This is a genomic window from Pseudomonas sp. ok266, from assembly GCF_900110195.1.
GTDB classification, from domain to species: Bacteria; Pseudomonadota; Gammaproteobacteria; order Pseudomonadales; family Pseudomonadaceae; genus Aquipseudomonas; species Aquipseudomonas neuropathica.
This window is the reverse complement of record NZ_FOCU01000008.1, coordinates 225794-240527: the sequence shown is the minus strand read 5'-3', so window position 1 is coordinate 240527 and position 14734 is coordinate 225794. Positions and strand designations below refer to the sequence as shown.

Genomic DNA, 14734 nt, shown 5'->3' with positions numbered 1-14734 from the left:
GCTCTACCCCAGCAAAACCGCGCAATAGCCAAACGCCAGCCGTTTTGACCTTACGCAATCTTTACCCGGAAAATTTCAGAATCCGCCAATAGACGCTTGCTATTTGACGAATAAGAATTATTCTCATTGAAACCCTTCAAGGAGATGAGAACCATGACTTATTTGATCGACGCGTGGCTGGATCGCCCACACCCTTACCTCAGAATCCTCCATCGGGAGACCGGTGAAGTCTGTGCGGTGCTTGAGGAAGAAGCCCTGCATGAGTTGCAAGACCAAGGGGATCTGGACGTCAGCAGCCTAAATTCCAGCGAACCATTGGTGCTCAAGGAGCTGGTGCGCAATCTGTTCCTGTTCTGCTATGCCCGGGCCTTGCGCCCGACCAGTGAACTGCAGCACAAGATAGAACTATGAGCAGTAATACAAAACCTGTGGGAGCGAGCTTGCTCACGAAGGCTTCAACTCGAATCTCAAGTTAGATCCAGTCGCCTGCATTCGCGAGCAAGCTCGCTCCCACAAAGGTCTTACAGAACGTCCAGCAGCTCGACGTCGAATACCAGAACGCTGTGCGGCGGGATGCTGCCAACGCCTTGAGCGCCGTAAGCCAGTTCGCTCGGCACGTACAGACGCCATTTGCTGCCGGCATTCATCAGTTGCAGGGCTTCGGTCCAGCCAGCGATCACCCCGCCAACCGGGAATTCTGCAGGCTGGCCACGCTCGTAGGAGCTGTCGAACACAGTGCCGTCGATCAGTGTGCCGTGGTAGTGAGTACGGACCTGGTCTTCACGGGTAGGCTTGGCGCCTTCGCCCTGAGTCAGCACTTCGAATTGCAGGCCGGAAGCCAGGGTGGTGATGCCGTCACGCTTGGCGTTTTCAGCCAGGAAAGCCAGGCCTTCGCCAGCAGCGGCTTCAGCTTTGGCAGCGGCTTCGGCTTGCATGATTTCGCGGATAACCTTGAAGCTGGCGGACATTTCTTCCTGACCCACACGGCTTTCCTTACCGGCGAAAGCGTCGGTCAGACCGGCCAGGATCGCGTCCAGGCTAACGCCCGGTGGCGGGTTGTCGCGCAGCTGGTCGCCCAGTTGACGGCCGATGCCGTAGCTGACGCGGGTTTCGTCGGTGGACAGATTTACTTCGGACATGACACTGCTCCGCTGTGCGGACGGCCACAAGACTTGCCGTGCGAGCACAGCGCGTCCCGGCGCGCCCGGAACCAAAAGGGCGAGCAGACTAGCACAGATGCCCGGCGATGGGGCGCAAGGCCTACAGGGCTGAACGCCAGGCGAGCGGCACCTTCAGGCATTCATCGATACTGCCGCCCAGGCCGCACATTTCGTCATGCACCGAGGTGTGTACAAGATTGAAGGGCAGCACCGGAAACGCATGCAGCAGATCCCGCGCATGCTCCACTGATCGCAGGGTCAGCATCTTGCCTTTGGGATCACTCAACGGATATGCCGCCCCGTGCATCCGCGCTTCGAGCAGATAAATCCCGCCCTCCATGGAGATCAGGTTCAACTCATCGACCTTCCTGGCGATGGCAAACGCATTCAGCTCTTGCAGGTTCATGAACGCACCTCACAAAGTGGCGAGTCAGGACCTCTACAGGGATATGCTTGCGCGCACCAAAGCACAAGCCACAAACGACACCGCCCGTCTGTTTCGCAACAGACGGGCGGTGTTTTTTTGCAGCGATCAACGGTTGATCAGTGCTTGGTGACTTTGTCCAGGTAACCCATGGCGAACGCCGAAACGACGAAGGTCATGTGGATGATCACGTACCACATCAAATGCTCGGGATCGACGTTCTTGGCGTCCATGAAGATGCGCAGCAAGTGGATCGATGAAATCGCCACGATCGAAGCCGCCACTTTCATCTTCAACGACGAAGAGTCCATGGTGCCGAGCCAGCTGAGCTTTTCCTTGCCTTCGTCGATGTTCAGTTCAGAGACGAAGTTCTCGTAGCCGGAAATCATCACCATCACCAGCAGGCCGCCGACCAGTGCCATGTCGATCAGCGACAGCAGCACCAGAATCAGTTCCGACTCGGCCATCGAAAAAACGTTGGGCAGGATGTGGAACACTTCCTGGAAAAACTTCAGTGCCAGCGCCAGCAACCCGAGCGAGAGCCCGATATAGATTGGCGCCAGCAGCCAGCGCGAGGCGTACATTGCATTTTCGATAAAGCGTTCCATTGAATCTCACACAAGGGGGTGGAAATGGCGGCGAGTATACCAGCCCCCTGTGACAGCCAGAAACTGCCCGAAAATCCGCCACCTGCGCGTGTGGATGATTTTTTCTGCTAGTGTCGAAACCATTGACAGCCCAGTGACTGCAGACAGGACGTGTGGAAATGGATGTGCGATTACCGATAACGACGGCCGGAATTTGCCTTGCTCTGTTGATCAGCGGTTGCTCGCCCGGCGACGAAAAACACGCCACCAGCCTTGAAGAAAAAACCGCAAAGTTCGAACAATCGCTGGACGCCATCACCGACACCAAACTCAAGGACGCCATCACCGAACTCGGCGGCTCACTGCTGCTGCTCGAACGCGCGCAACTCAAGCTCAACGACAATCCGCCGCGCACCGAATACGGTGAAGACGCACTCGCCGTGCTCAAGCACTATCCTGCCCCGCAGGCGCTGGTCGATACGTTTATCAACGGCCTGTTCGTGCTGCACAAGGATGCCAGCTCCGATTACCTCACCGATCTGCAACCGGTGTTCCCGTTCAACCTGAACATTCCCGGCGGCTTCTTGTTTCCACACGGTGTGGAATGGCAGTCGGTGACGTTGAGCAACAAACGCGTGATCGCCTATCAGCCGGAATGGTCGGAAACCGATCCGGGCATTCAGCTCAGCCCCTCCAGCTCCAACGTCACCAACCCCGATGACCTGACCGTGACCTACCCGTTCATTGACGGACTGGACGTGGACAAGAAGTCCCTGCCGCAACCGGTCAGCCTGCAAGGCCAGATCGAAGTCATCGCACCGCGCCGCTTGTACAGCTTCGACCTGACGCAAAAAGACGTCGGCCAGACCCGCAGTAACGACAACCTCAGCGTCAAACTGCTGAAGCTCGAGAACAACTACGCCGAAGTGGAATTCAGCAACAATCTGCCACTGGCGGCGGAAGTCGCAGAGACGCAGCTCAATCCGCTGATCGTCCAGGCCCGCGACAAGACCGGGCAATACCTGATACGCGCCGGCTCGATCAACGAGAGCCCGGAGCAAGTCGCGTTCTACGAAAAACAACTGGCCTACCTGCAACAGCAGAAGGGCTGGAGCGATGCGCTGGAGAAGCAACTCACCGAAGAGCAGCAGGCATTCGAGGACAAGCACCCGCGTCGCTATAACAAGGTCTATTTCAATGGCCCGATCGACACTCTGGAAGTCAGCGTACTCGACTTCTCCTCGGCGACGGTGACGCGCAAATCGCTGGATCTGCCGATTCGCACGTTCAATCAACATACGACGCAGAAGGCCATTCAACCGCTGGATCTGCCAGTGACGGTCTACGACGATCTGGCAGCCAACTGGCTCAAGGGTGCGAGCCTGACCGAAGAGCAACTGAAGGCAGGCATCCGCGTCCATCAATACGTTGAAGAACCGAGCGCTGCGCGCATCGAGTTTTCCCATCGCCGTACGTTCAACGATGAACTGCTGGGCGATGACTTCAGCCCGGGGGTCAGCCCTGTCACGTTCTTTACCGAAAAACGCAGTGGCAAACTCGATGAACCGATCGAACTGCCGCCCGAGGCATACCAGGTCGATCCGCTGCGCGCGACGATCACTTACGACCTGAACCTGTTCCCGGAAACCCCAGCGATCGCCGTCGGTTCAATGCCGCTGTTTCTCGCGACTGTGGCCAAGCAGGCATACGACGCCAAGTCCTTGCCCAAAGGTCTGGAGATCAAGAACAACCTGCTGGTGGTGGACCTGAAATTGTTTCCGCCCAACGAATGGCGTTTCTTCGTCAAAGACGACAGCGGCAACTACCTCAAGCAGATTCTTTCTGTCAGCCACGATGCGAGCGCAGAAGGCCCGGCGCTGTTCGGCGTGCACTATTTTTATGGCCGCCCGACGCACGTAGAAACCTATCAGCGCACCGACCTCGCCACTGTGCACTACGGCTTTGAGGTCAAACTCGACCGGGCGCAGGTGCCTGAGGCTGCCCACTGAAGAGCCAGATCAAAAGATCGCAACCTGCGGCAGCGCCTACAGGGCGCGGCCACGGCCACCGTTGATCTGCCGCAACTGGGCTTGCAGGTGCAGGCTCCAGATCTGCGGATCATCGGCCAGTTCATAGCCGTGCAAGGTCAGGCTTTCAACGATGGTGTCGAGTATCGATTCGGCGGCGACCGGCCCATGAAACGGGCCCTGAGCTTTGATGGCGGAAGGTTGTTCACCGGCCATGCCGGCCGCGAAGAGCAGCGTCCACATGCCGTTATCGCCGGCCAACGGCTTGATGGCGCATTCGATACGGGTCACCAGACCCAGGCATTGACGGGTGAGACAGAGGTTGCGCGACATGGCGGCGACCCTCGGTGAAGCCGGTATTCAGCCCTCACGGGAGGACTGGCTCGATCCAGTGATACTGTCGATATCCTTGAGCTGAGAATAGAAGAAAAGTCCGCTGCGCAAGCCGAATGAGACCAGAAGGCGCCGAATGGTCATTGTGTGAATATTGGCGTCAGAGTTGTGGCATATCTCCCGAAGATCTCCACAAAAATCAATCTGGAAAAACAACTGTGGGAGCGAGCTTGCTCGCGAATACGGAGTGTCAGGCAACTGATTCGTCGACTGATACGCCGCTTTCGCGAGCAAGCTCGCTCCCACAGGGTTCGCTTTAAGACTGTTAAGCCGGTTTGGCTTCGGCCAGCGCTTCTTGGGCCAACTCTTTCTCGGCTTCCTTGAGGTCTTCTTCGCTGATCATCTCGGCGATGTCGCGCAAGCGCTCGACCACCCGTGCGTTGATGCTGCCTTCCGGGAATTCGCCGTCGGCATTCGGTTCACCGGCCGGTTCGCCCACCAACAGACTCAACGCCTCGTCGGCCTGACGCACCGCGTACACGTGGAACTGCCCGGCACGCACCGCCGCCAACACTTTCTCATCAAGCATCAGCGTGGCCACGTTGGCCTGTGGAATGATTGCGCCCTGCTCGCCAGTCAGCCCGCGCGCTTCGCAGAGTCGGAAGAAGCCTTCGATCTTCTCGTTGACCCCGCCCACCGCCTGCACTTCGCCGAACTGGTTGATCGAACCAGTGATCGCAAAGCACTGCTTGAGCGGGGTTTTCGACAGCGCCGAAATCAGCGTGCACGCCTCGCCCAGCGACGCGCTGTCGCCGTCGACGTAACCGTACGACTGCTCCAGCGCGATGCTCGCGGAAATCGCCAGCGGGAATTCCTGGGCATAACGGCTGCCCAGATACCCGGTGAGGATCATCACGCCTTTGGAGTGGATCGGCTGACCGAGGTTGACCTCACGCTCAATGTCGACAATGCCGCTGCCACCCGGGTAAACCGTGGCGGAAATCCGCGCCGGCACACCGAACGCCGAATCGCCGACTTCGAGCACGGTCAGACCGTTGCACTTGCCGACCGCCGCGCCATCGGTGTCGATCAGGATGATCCCGGCAAGCATGTCGTCGAGAATCCGCGCCGACACACGACCGGTGCGCGTGGCCTTGGCTTTCAAGGCACGTTCGATATGCCCGGCATCGGTCATTTCATCGCCGGCCAGGTGACGGATGAAATCCGCTTCGCTGACCAGTTGGAACAGATCACCAATGCGCGCCGACAAACGCCCTTGGTGCTCGGCCAAACGTGCGCTGTAGGTCGCCAGACGCGCTACCGCATCAGCGGTCAGCGGCGCCATGCCTTCTTCCGAAGTACGGGTTTTCAACAACTGGGCGAATTGCTCCAGGCTCTCGTCGACCATCGGGATGTCTTCGTCGAAATCCACGAGGACGCGGAACATCTCCTGGAAGTCCGGATCGAGGTCTTGCAGCGTGTAGTACAGCGACCGCGCACCGATGATGATGACTTTGACCTGCAACGGAATGTGCTGCGGGTTGAGCGTCACGGTGGCGAAACGGCCCATCTCGCCCAGCGGCGATTCCATTTTCAGCTTGCGCGATTGCAGGGCGCGTTTCAGCGCATCCCACACAAACGGCTCGCTGAGCATTTTTTCCGCTTCAAGAATCAGGAAACCGCCGTTGGCGCGGTGCAAGGCACCCGGACGCAACTGGCGATAAGTGGTGTAAAGCGCACCCTGATCGGTGGTGTATTCGATGCGACCGAAGAGGTTTTCGTACGTCGGGTGCGGCTCGAAAACGACTGGCGCACCGCCGCTGAGCGGATGACCGACCACCAGGCTCGGTGCGTATTGTTCTTCCAGCAGTTTGCGCGCGACGGCGTCGGTCTTGCTGTCGTCGACCAGTTGCTCGACCACGGTTTTCAGCAGATAGACCTGCATGGCTTGCAGGTAACCGCAGACCGCAGCGTTCTCGGCGTACTTCTCCGACAACGGCGACAGTAGCGGCTGCAGCGCCAAGGTAATGGTTTCTTCGTTGAGCGAGCGCAGTTGATTGTTCGACTCACGCTTCCACTGCGGCAGACTGGCGAGTTCTTCGTTCAGGCGCTCTTCGAGGCCGGAAATGTCGTCGTGAAAACGCTCACGATCAGCTTCCGGCAACTGGGCAAATTCCGCTTCGTCCAGTGCTTTGCCGTCGAGCATCGGCGTGAAGGCGATGTTGCTGCTGTCGCGATACAGGGCAACGTCTTTTTCCAGGGCCAGGCGCTCGATGATGTCGAGGGCTTTGTCGTAGCGCTGGTTGAATGCACGGTCGATGGCACTTTTCTTTTGCTGATAGGACGGGTGTTCGAACACCGCTGGAAACGTCGCCAGCAAGTTGTCGATCAAACCGTTGATGTCACCGATAAACGCGCCGGCAGTGCCCGAAGGCAGTTCCAGCGCACGCGGCTCGCGCGGCTCATCGAAGTTATTGACGTAGACCCAGTCCGCCGGGGTCTGCAGGCGCTTGCCTTCGGCCTTCAGGTAGCGTTTGACGAACGAGAAACGACCAGTGCCGGGCTCGCCCATGACGAATACGTTGTAACCGGGGCGTGGCATGGCCACACCGAACTGCAAGGCTTCGACCGCGCGTTCCTGGCCGAGCACACCGCGAAAGGGCTCCAGATCATTGGTGGTAGTGAAGCTGAACTGTTCAGCGGAAAACGGACGGGTCAGCGCTTCGGGCGCGAGACGCAAGCTGGCAGCAACAGGATCAGGCATCGGGCTTCCTTAACAATCAGGCGGGGCAGATAGCGGCATTCTGGCGCTGCCTGTGCCCCACTGGCAAGGCGCGCCACATGACAAAGCATAGACAACCGCGCCTCTGCACAGCAGCTCCCCTGAAACCGGGGTCATTAGCGAATCTTTTGTAAAAAATCACGGAACCGCAGGAACATGCCTAAACTCCAAACTGCGCGGCTGGAACTAATACCGGCCCACTGGCTTCGTTTGGATCTGTCTCGTACAGAGCTTGGGGGGCCAGAACCCTGTCCATTGGTATGCACACAAAGAGAAAAAAGCTATGAAACGGATTCTTCTCGGTACTCTCTTCACCGCTGTATCCATCAACGCAATGGCGCAAGCTCCAGGCGGCCCGGATTGCGGTTGGGGCAACATGCTGTTCGAAGGTCAGCGTGGCACCCCTGCTCACTTCCTCGCTTCCACCACCAACGGCACGTCCGGTAACGCCACCTTCGGGATGACGTCCGGCACCAACGGTTGCTCGACCAACGCATCGCTGACCTACGGCGGCAAATCCTGGTTTGCCATGAATGGCATGATGAACGAGCTGTCCGAAGACATGGCCAAAGGCAACGGCGAAGCGCTGACGACTTATGCCGTGGTACTGGGCGTGGCGCCGGAAGACCGTGCGCACTTCGCGGCTGTGACTCACGAGCACTTCCAGCAGATCTTCAGCAAGGCTGACGTGACCGCTGAAGACGTGCATACCAACACCCTGGCCGTACTGAAATCGGATCCTCGTCTGGCCAAGTACGCAACTCAGGCTTAAGCTCGACCTCGCCCGCTTCCTTCGGGAAGCGGGTTTTGTTTTTTCGGCCCGCCCTCCTTGGGTCTTTATTTCTTTCCTGTTCAAGTTGCCGACTATGCTCAAACGCCTTGCCTGGCTGGCGCTCTGTGTCTGCGCCCCGCTGTCCGCCGCGCCCCACATCGACCCTCAACGTTTGCAGCAACTGGCCAACGACCGCTTCTGGATTTCCCTCGGTCACTACGAAACCGCCAAGCTTGGCGGCTGGCGCAGCTATGTCAGCGACAAGAAATTCTTTCTCGCGCCCGATGGCAATGAGCATCCCGACCACGAACTGGCGGCCACCGTGCAAGCGCTGTACGCCCCGGCCAGTCTTGGCGAGCAACATGCGCAATGTGTTTATCCGGCGCGCACTCGCTGGCTGAAGGCGCAACTCAATCTCAGCGATCTGCCGACACCGGCATGCGCCGAATACAAAAAGTGGTTCAAGGACGTCTCGCCGCACAGCGCGGTGATGATCTTCCCGGCGGCTTATTTGAACAGTCCGTCATCGATGTTCGGCCACACCCTGCTGCGCATCGATCAAGCCGATGTGCAGGCCGACAAGACCTCGCTGCTCAGTTACGCGATCAACTTCGGTGCCTACATCGAAGGTTCGGACAACAGCATTCTGTATGCCTGGAAAGGTTTGATGGGCGGCTATCCCGGGTTGTTCGCGCTGGTGCCCTATCAGGAAAAACTCTCGGAATACCGCAGCCTGGAAAACCGCGATCTGTGGGAATACCGATTGAATCTGACCCAGGAAGAAACCGCGCGCATGGTCGAGCATGTGTGGGAGTTGAAGCAGATCCAGTTCGACTATTTCTTCTTCGACGAAAACTGCTCGTATCGTCTGCTTGAGTTGCTGCAGGTGGCGCGGCCGAGCCTGCGCCTGACCGAACAATTCCCGTTGACCGCAATTCCCACCGACACCGTCAAAGCGGTGAAGGAAGCCGGGCTGGTGGAAAGTATCGAATACCGCCCGTCCCGCGAGCGCGAATTGCTCAGCCGTGCCGAGCCTTTGAACAGTGACGAACAGCAATGGGTGCTGAACGTCAGCGCCGATCAACAGCAGTTGCAGGATCCGGCGTTCAAAGCCCTGCCCCGCGACCGTCAAGCGTTGATCATCGACGCGGCATATCGTCTGGAGCGCTACCGCGCCAACGGCCAGGAACGCGACCCACAACGGGCACAGCGCAGCTTTGAACTGCTGCGGGCGATCAACAAGAACCCCGCTCCCGAACTGGACATCCCGCAACCGGGCTTGCCCGAAGACGGCCACGAATCGCGCACCTGGCAGGCCGGTCTCGGCACCCGTGGCGACCGTGCGTTCGCTGAGTACGGCTTGCGCATGGCGTATCACGATCTCAACGACAACGCCGAGAGCTTCCCGCTCGGCGCGCAGATCGAGATCCTGCAGATGAAACTGCGTCAGTACGAAGGCAATCACTGGCAGTTCCAGCAGCTGGATCTGGCGACCATTCGTTCGCTGACGCCACGTAATGAGCTGTTGCAACCGCTGTCGTGGCAAGTCACTGGTGGTCTTGAGCGCGTACCGGGCAAGCACGATGACGAGACGCTGGTCAGCCACGTGAATGGTGGCGGTGGCGGCACTTGGGCGTTGGGTGATGACGTATTGGGTTTTGCCCTCGGCACCGTGCGCGTCGAGCACAACAATGACTTCGCCGAATTCGTCTCCCCGGCCGGCGGTTTCAATACCGGCGTGCTGTGGAAAAACCCGCTGGGCAATCTCAGCCTCGAAGCCAAAGGTGATTACTTTTTCAATGGCGAAGTGCGCCGCAGTCTGAGTCTGAATCAGCAGTGGGAGTTGTCGCGCAACCTTGGTTTGCGCCTGAGTGCGCAGCGTGAGTTCAGCCATCTCGCCACCCCGGAAACCGAGGTCATGCTTGAAGTGAAGTGGTATCACTACTGATCCCGAACACAGCACAAAACCAATGTGGGAGCGAGCTTGCTCGCGAAAGCGGTGGGTCAGTCGATATCAGAGTTGCCTGACACGAAGCCTTCGCGAGCAAGCTCGCTCCCACAGGGGATTTGTGGTGTTAATGGATTTTTCACGGCGCTTCGACAGCCGCCTCATGAATCAGCTTCTAGACTTTCCCCATAGGCCGGAGAACCGGCGCGGGAGAGTGCGATGTGGCGGTGTGCGGGTTTGCTGGGTGTTGTGCTGTTACTGGGCGGTTGCCAGACCACCCATGAAGATCTGATCGCCAAGGGTTATCCACCGGCCTTCGCCGACGGCTTCGATGACGGTTGTGTCAGCGGTCGTCAGGCGGCGGGTTCGATCAGCGGCGAGTTTCGCAAGAACGTGCCGCGCTATCTGAAGGACAAGCAATACGCCGAAGGCTGGACCGACGGCTTCCGCCAGTGTCAGGCAATGTTGGAAAACAAGGACCGCGAACAGTATCGCAATGAACATTGGGACGAACGCGAGCGCGCCTGGCAGCAACAGAAAGATCAGGACGCCGGGCGGGCCTATCGCTCGCAATAGGTCGTTTCCAGACATCCAGTGAAACCAAATGCCTGCGAGCATGGCCCAAACCTCATACGAGGAGGACACCATGAGTCGCGCATTCGTCAACGAAGACAACGCCGCCGCGCAAGCCGATCAGCCGGTAGAACGGCAGGTCAGCACGCAGCCCAATTACGTCACGCCGCAAGGGCTGGCGCAGTTACAGGCGAAGGTCGCCGAACTGCAAACCTTGCATGCCGAACAATCGGCCAAAGGAGAGCAGGCTGACAAGCAGCGTCTGGCGGATCTGGAAAGGGATTTGCGGTATTTCAATCAACGCCTGAGCAGCGCACAAGTCGCGGTTGCCGCGACCTCCACCGACAAAGTGCAGATCGGCAGTTGGGTGACCTACGCCGACGAGCACGATACCGAACGCCGGGTACAACTGGTCGGCGAGGATCAGGCCGATGCCAGCAAAGGCCTGATCAATTGGGGCTCACCGCTGGGCCGGGCGCTGCTCGGTGCGCAGCTCAATGACGAGGTGCTGTGGCAGCGCCCCGCCGGCGATCAAGTGATTGAAGTGATCCGCATCGAACCGGCTTAAACCACGCCCTGCGCGAGCATTGCGTCGGCGACTTTGACGAAGCCGGCGATGTTCGCGCCTTTGACGTAGTTGATCCGCCCGCTCTCTTCGCCGTAATGCACGCAAGCGTGGTGGATCGACTGCATGATCGCGTGCAGCTTGCTGTCCACCTCACCTGCCGTCCACAGCAAGCGCATGGCGTTCTGTGACATCTCCAGGCCACTCACCGCCACACCGCCGGCGTTGGATGCCTTGCCCGGAGCGAAGAGAATGCCGGCCTCTATAAAGATATCCACAGCCTCGAGCGTGGTCGGCATGTTCGCGCCCTCAGCTACGCACACGCAGCCATTGCGCAGCAGTGTGCGCGCGGCTTCGGCGTCGAGTTCGTTCTGCGTAGCGCACGGCAGCGCGATATCGCACGGCAACGACCACGGCAACTGACCGGCGCGGAATTCCAGGCCGAACGCTGCCGCCAGTTCGCTGATGCGTCCGCGTTTGACGTTTTTCAGTTCCAGCAGTGCCAGCCACTGCTCTTCGCTCAGCCCGGCTTCGCAATACAACGTGCCTTCGGAGTCGGACAGGGAAATCACCTTGCCGCCCAGGTCCATCACCTTGCGCGCCGCGTATTGCGCGACGTTGCCGGAACCGGAGATCGCCACACGCTTGCCTTCGACGGTCTGCCCGCGACGCTTGAGCATTTCTTCAGCGAAATATACGCAGCCGAAACCGGTGGCTTCCGGACGAATCAGGCTGCCGCCGTAGGTCATGCCTTTGCCGGTCAGCACACTGGTGAACTGGTTGCTCAGGCGCTTGTACTGGCCAAACAGGAAACCGATCTCGCGCGCACCGACGCCGATGTCACCGGCCGGCACGTCAACGTCGGCGCCGATGTGGCGGTACAACTCGCTCATGAACGCCTGGCAGAAACGCATGACTTCAGCGTCGCTCTTGCCCTTCGGATCGAAGTCGGAGCCGCCCTTGCCGCCGCCCATTGGCAGCGAGGTCAGGGAGTTTTTGAAGGTCTGTTCAAAGGCGAGGAATTTCAGCACGCCCATGTTCACCGACGGATGGAAACGCAGGCCACCCTTGTACGGGCCGATGGCGCTGTTCATCTGGATGCGGAACCCGCGATTGACCTGGACTTTGCCCTGATCGTCGACCCACGACACGCGAAACATCACCGCGCGCTCCGGCTCGCAAATGCGCTCCAGAATCCCCGAGTTCAGGTAATGCGGATTGGCTTCGAGAAACGGCCACAAACTGCGCAGGACTTCTTCGACGGCCTGGTGGAATTCGGGTTGATCCGGGTCGCGTTTTTTCAGGCGAGCGAGGAAGGATTCGACGGATTCGATCATGGGAAAAGTCTCGGCAAATTTATTGTCGTTGGAGGAGATTGGGCCGGACTGTAACAAACGAAATGCGCACAGGAACAGAGCAAAATGTCGCAGTTATGAAATTAAATGGTGCACAGGATATAAATCAAGCCGGTTTTTTGACCTGCTTTGCACGCTAATGGTGAGATTAGATTCACGTCATGCACCAACAGTTACAGCCCCTTCGCGAGCAAGCTCGCTCCCACATTTGAAATGCGTTCCCCTGTGGGAGCGAGCTTGCTCGCGAAGGGTTCGACTCGGTTAAACCTGAAAAACACAAAAAAAAACGGAGCCCGAAGGCTCCGCTCTTTTATGCCACCAACCCGATATCAGGCCAGTTTCTTGTGACGTACCCGGTGTGGCTGAGCAGCCGCTTCGCCGAGACGCTTTTTACGATCCGCTTCGTACTCGGTGTAGTTGCCTTCGAAGAAGATCGCCTGCGAATCGTCTTCGTACGCCAGGATGTGCGTCGCCACGCGGTCAAGGAACCACCGATCGTGAGAGATCACAATGGCAGCGCCCGGGAAGTCCAGCAGGGCTTCTTCCAGGGAACGCAGGGTTTCCACGTCGAGGTCGTTGGACGGTTCGTCGAGCAGCAGGACGTTGCCGCCCTCCTTCAGGGTCAGCGCCAGGTGCAGACGACCGCGCTCACCACCGGACAGATCCTTGACGAACTTCTGCTGATCGCCGCCCTTGAAGTTGAAACGACCGACGTAGGTACGCGACGGGATCTCGTAGTTGCCGATGCGGATCTGGTCGGAACCGTCGGAGATTTGCTGGAATACAGTCTTGCTGCCATCCAGGTCATCACGGCTCTGGTCAACGCAGGCCAGTTGCACGGTTTCACCGACTTCGATGCTGCCCGAATCCGGTTGTTCCTTGCCCATCAGCATGCGGAACAGGGTCGACTTACCGGCACCGTTACCGCCGATCACGCCGACAATGGCGCCTTTCGGCATCGAGAACGACAGGTTGTCGATCAGCACGCGGTCGCCGTAGCCCTTGGTGACGTTCTTGAATTCGATGACCTTGTCGCCCAGGCGCGGACCGGCCGGGATGTAGATCTCGTTGGTTTCGCTGCGCTTCTGGAATTCCTGCGATTGCATTTCTTCGAAGCGTTGCAGACGCGCCTTGGATTTCGACTGGCGGGCTTTCGCGCCTTTGCGCACCCACTCCAGTTCTTCTTTCATGGCTTTTTCGTGAGCCGACTGCTGCTTGGATTCAGCGGCCAGACGATCGGACTTGGCTTCAAGCCAACCGGAGTAGTTGCCTTCGTATGGAATGCCCGCGCCGCGGTCGAGTTCGAGAATCCAGCCAGCGACGTTATCGAGGAAGTAACGGTCGTGCGTGATCGCTACCACAGTGCCCGGGAAGTCGTGGAGGAAGTGCTCCAGCCACGCCACCGAGTCGGCGTCCAAGTGGTTGGTCGGTTCGTCGAGCAGCAGCATGTCCGGCGCGGACAGCAGCAGACGGCACAGGGCCACACGACGCTTTTCACCACCGGACAGGTGTTCTACTTTGGCGTCCCAGGCCGGCAGACGCAGCGCATCGGCGGCGACTTCCAGTTGACGCTCAAGGTTGTGACCATCGCTGGCCTGCAGGATCGCTTCGAGTTTGGCTTGCTCGGCGGCCAGCTTGTCGAAGTCGGCATCCGGATCGGCGTAAGCGGCGTAGACCTCGTCCAGACGCGCTTGCGCATCCTTGATCACGCTGACCGCTTCCTCGACCACTTCACGCACGGTCTTGGTCGGATCAAGTTGTGGCTCTTGCGGCAGATAACCGATGTTCAGGTCCGGCATCGGACGGGCTTCGCCCTCGAACTCGGTGTCGACGCCAGCCATGATTTTCAGCAGCGTGGACTTACCCGAACCGTTGAGGCCGAGTACACCGATCTTGGCGCCGGGGAAGAACGACAGCGAAATGTTTTTGAGAATTTCCCGCTTCGGCGGAACAACTTTGCCCAGCCGATGCATGGTGAAGACGTATTGAGCCATGGAGAACCTTGGGTCAGTGACAGATGAATGATTGCAGCGCAGGCGAAGCCCGGCCAGACCATGCGCGTCGTTCACTTGATGGTTATCAATGCGTGCGCGCTGAAAAAGTCTGAGTCTAGGAGCTGGAACGCTCCCGCGTAACCGGCAAAGCTACCTTAATGACCGGTGGCAGTCCAGCCGCGCGGGGCTGGCACTTCGCCACGACTCAAGGCAT

At 58.9% G+C, this 14734-nt stretch carries 13 protein-coding genes; 6 read left to right on the top strand and 7 right to left on the bottom strand.

All coding sequences use genetic code 11. The features are described from left to right. The first annotated feature begins 153 nt into the window (after window positions 1-153). Window positions 154-411, top strand: coding sequence for a PA4570 family protein (locus tag BMY54_RS17060; protein ID WP_007909813.1), 258 nt, complete (start codon window positions 154-156; stop codon window positions 409-411). Window positions 412-521: 110 nt separating this feature from the next. Here BMY54_RS17060 and BMY54_RS17055 read toward each other — a convergent pair whose 3' ends face one another. From BMY54_RS17055 to BMY54_RS17045, 3 genes are all read right to left on the bottom strand, one after another. After that, on the bottom strand, window positions 522-1139 hold the full coding sequence (locus BMY54_RS17055) for a BamJ family beta-barrel-assembly machinery protein (protein ID WP_008078561.1): 618 nt from the start codon (window positions 1137-1139) through the stop codon (window positions 522-524). Between the two features lie 121 nt (window positions 1140-1260). Further along, complete coding sequence (locus BMY54_RS17050; protein WP_093434795.1) at window positions 1261-1566, bottom strand: DUF6482 family protein; 306 nt, start codon at window positions 1564-1566, stop codon at window positions 1261-1263. A gap of 137 nt (window positions 1567-1703) precedes the next feature. Then, complete coding sequence (locus BMY54_RS17045) at window positions 1704-2192, bottom strand: TIGR00645 family protein (RefSeq protein WP_007909801.1); 489 nt, start codon at window positions 2190-2192, stop codon at window positions 1704-1706. Window positions 2193-2350: 158 nt separating this feature from the next. Between BMY54_RS17045 and BMY54_RS17040 the strand changes: the two genes are divergently transcribed. After that, a complete protein-coding gene (locus BMY54_RS17040) occupies window positions 2351-4180 on the top strand; it encodes a hypothetical protein (protein ID WP_093434793.1) in 1830 nt (609 codons plus the stop codon). A 36-nt stretch (window positions 4181-4216) separates the two neighbouring features. On the opposite strand, the gene BMY54_RS17035 is transcribed toward BMY54_RS17040, so the two are convergent. Together BMY54_RS17035 and BMY54_RS17030 are read right to left on the bottom strand one after the other, a co-directional pair. Beyond that, window positions 4217-4531 carry a PA4575 family protein gene (locus BMY54_RS17035; protein ID WP_007909799.1) on the bottom strand — a complete coding sequence of 105 codons (315 nt, stop codon included), beginning with the start codon at window positions 4529-4531 and terminating at the stop codon, window positions 4217-4219. A 325-nt stretch (window positions 4532-4856) separates the two neighbouring features. Then, window positions 4857-7295 (bottom strand): Lon protease family protein, encoded by a 2439-nt coding sequence (locus BMY54_RS17030; protein WP_016986197.1) that lies wholly within the window; start codon window positions 7293-7295, stop codon window positions 4857-4859. A 301-nt stretch (window positions 7296-7596) separates the two neighbouring features. Between BMY54_RS17030 and BMY54_RS17025 the strand changes: the two genes are divergently transcribed. The 4 genes from BMY54_RS17025 to BMY54_RS17010 all read left to right on the top strand — a co-directional run bounded on the left by BMY54_RS17025 (window position 7597) and on the right by BMY54_RS17010 (window position 11174). After that, the gene (locus tag BMY54_RS17025; protein WP_007909797.1) at window positions 7597-8085 is read left to right on the top strand and encodes a DUF3015 domain-containing protein; all 489 of its coding nucleotides are present in this window, start codon (window positions 7597-7599) and stop codon (window positions 8083-8085) included. A 94-nt stretch (window positions 8086-8179) separates the two neighbouring features. Next, the gene (locus BMY54_RS17020) at window positions 8180-10033 is read left to right on the top strand and encodes an Lnb N-terminal periplasmic domain-containing protein (RefSeq protein ID WP_093434791.1); all 1854 of its coding nucleotides are present in this window, start codon (window positions 8180-8182) and stop codon (window positions 10031-10033) included. Window positions 10034-10252: 219 nt separating this feature from the next. After that, the gene (locus BMY54_RS17015) at window positions 10253-10609 is read left to right on the top strand and encodes a hypothetical protein (RefSeq protein WP_093434789.1); all 357 of its coding nucleotides are present in this window, start codon (window positions 10253-10255) and stop codon (window positions 10607-10609) included. A gap of 70 nt (window positions 10610-10679) precedes the next feature. Beyond that, window positions 10680-11174 (top strand): GreA/GreB family elongation factor, encoded by a 495-nt coding sequence (locus BMY54_RS17010; protein ID WP_093434786.1) that lies wholly within the window; start codon window positions 10680-10682, stop codon window positions 11172-11174. Here the strand turns inward: BMY54_RS17010 and gdhA are convergent. Then, complete coding sequence (gene gdhA / locus BMY54_RS17005; protein ID WP_093434783.1) at window positions 11171-12508, bottom strand: NADP-specific glutamate dehydrogenase; 1338 nt, start codon at window positions 12506-12508, stop codon at window positions 11171-11173. The two genes, BMY54_RS17010 and gdhA, sit on opposite strands and share 4 nt — an antisense overlap. A 347-nt stretch (window positions 12509-12855) precedes the next feature. Further along, complete coding sequence (gene ettA / locus BMY54_RS17000) at window positions 12856-14520, bottom strand: energy-dependent translational throttle protein EttA (protein WP_093434780.1); 1665 nt, start codon at window positions 14518-14520, stop codon at window positions 12856-12858. Between the last annotated feature and the right edge of the window lie 214 nt (window positions 14521-14734).

What these genes read in the sequence shown, in the direction of transcription:
- BMY54_RS17060 (WP_007909813.1), top strand. Translation starts at nt 154, where the DNA reads ATGACTTATTTGATCGACGCGTGGCTGGATCGCCCACACCCTTACCTC.
- BMY54_RS17055 (WP_008078561.1), bottom strand. Translation starts at nt 1,139, where the DNA reads ATGTCCGAAGTAAATCTGTCCACCGACGAAACCCGCGTCAGCTACGGC.
- BMY54_RS17050 (WP_093434795.1), bottom strand. Translation starts at nt 1,566, where the DNA reads ATGAACCTGCAAGAGCTGAATGCGTTTGCCATCGCCAGGAAGGTCGAT.
- BMY54_RS17045 (WP_007909801.1), bottom strand. Translation starts at nt 2,192, where the DNA reads ATGGAACGCTTTATCGAAAATGCAATGTACGCCTCGCGCTGGCTGCTG.
- BMY54_RS17040 (WP_093434793.1), top strand. Translation starts at nt 2,351, where the DNA reads ATGGATGTGCGATTACCGATAACGACGGCCGGAATTTGCCTTGCTCTG.
- BMY54_RS17035 (WP_007909799.1), bottom strand. Translation starts at nt 4,531, where the DNA reads ATGTCGCGCAACCTCTGTCTCACCCGTCAATGCCTGGGTCTGGTGACC.
- BMY54_RS17030 (WP_016986197.1), bottom strand. Translation starts at nt 7,295, where the DNA reads ATGCCTGATCCTGTTGCTGCCAGCTTGCGTCTCGCGCCCGAAGCGCTG.
- BMY54_RS17025 (WP_007909797.1), top strand. Translation starts at nt 7,597, where the DNA reads ATGAAACGGATTCTTCTCGGTACTCTCTTCACCGCTGTATCCATCAAC.
- BMY54_RS17020 (WP_093434791.1), top strand. Translation starts at nt 8,180, where the DNA reads ATGCTCAAACGCCTTGCCTGGCTGGCGCTCTGTGTCTGCGCCCCGCTG.
- BMY54_RS17015 (WP_093434789.1), top strand. Translation starts at nt 10,253, where the DNA reads ATGTGGCGGTGTGCGGGTTTGCTGGGTGTTGTGCTGTTACTGGGCGGT.
- BMY54_RS17010 (WP_093434786.1), top strand. Translation starts at nt 10,680, where the DNA reads ATGAGTCGCGCATTCGTCAACGAAGACAACGCCGCCGCGCAAGCCGAT.
- gdhA (WP_093434783.1), bottom strand. Translation starts at nt 12,508, where the DNA reads ATGATCGAATCCGTCGAATCCTTCCTCGCTCGCCTGAAAAAACGCGAC.
- ettA (WP_093434780.1), bottom strand. Translation starts at nt 14,520, where the DNA reads ATGGCTCAATACGTCTTCACCATGCATCGGCTGGGCAAAGTTGTTCCG.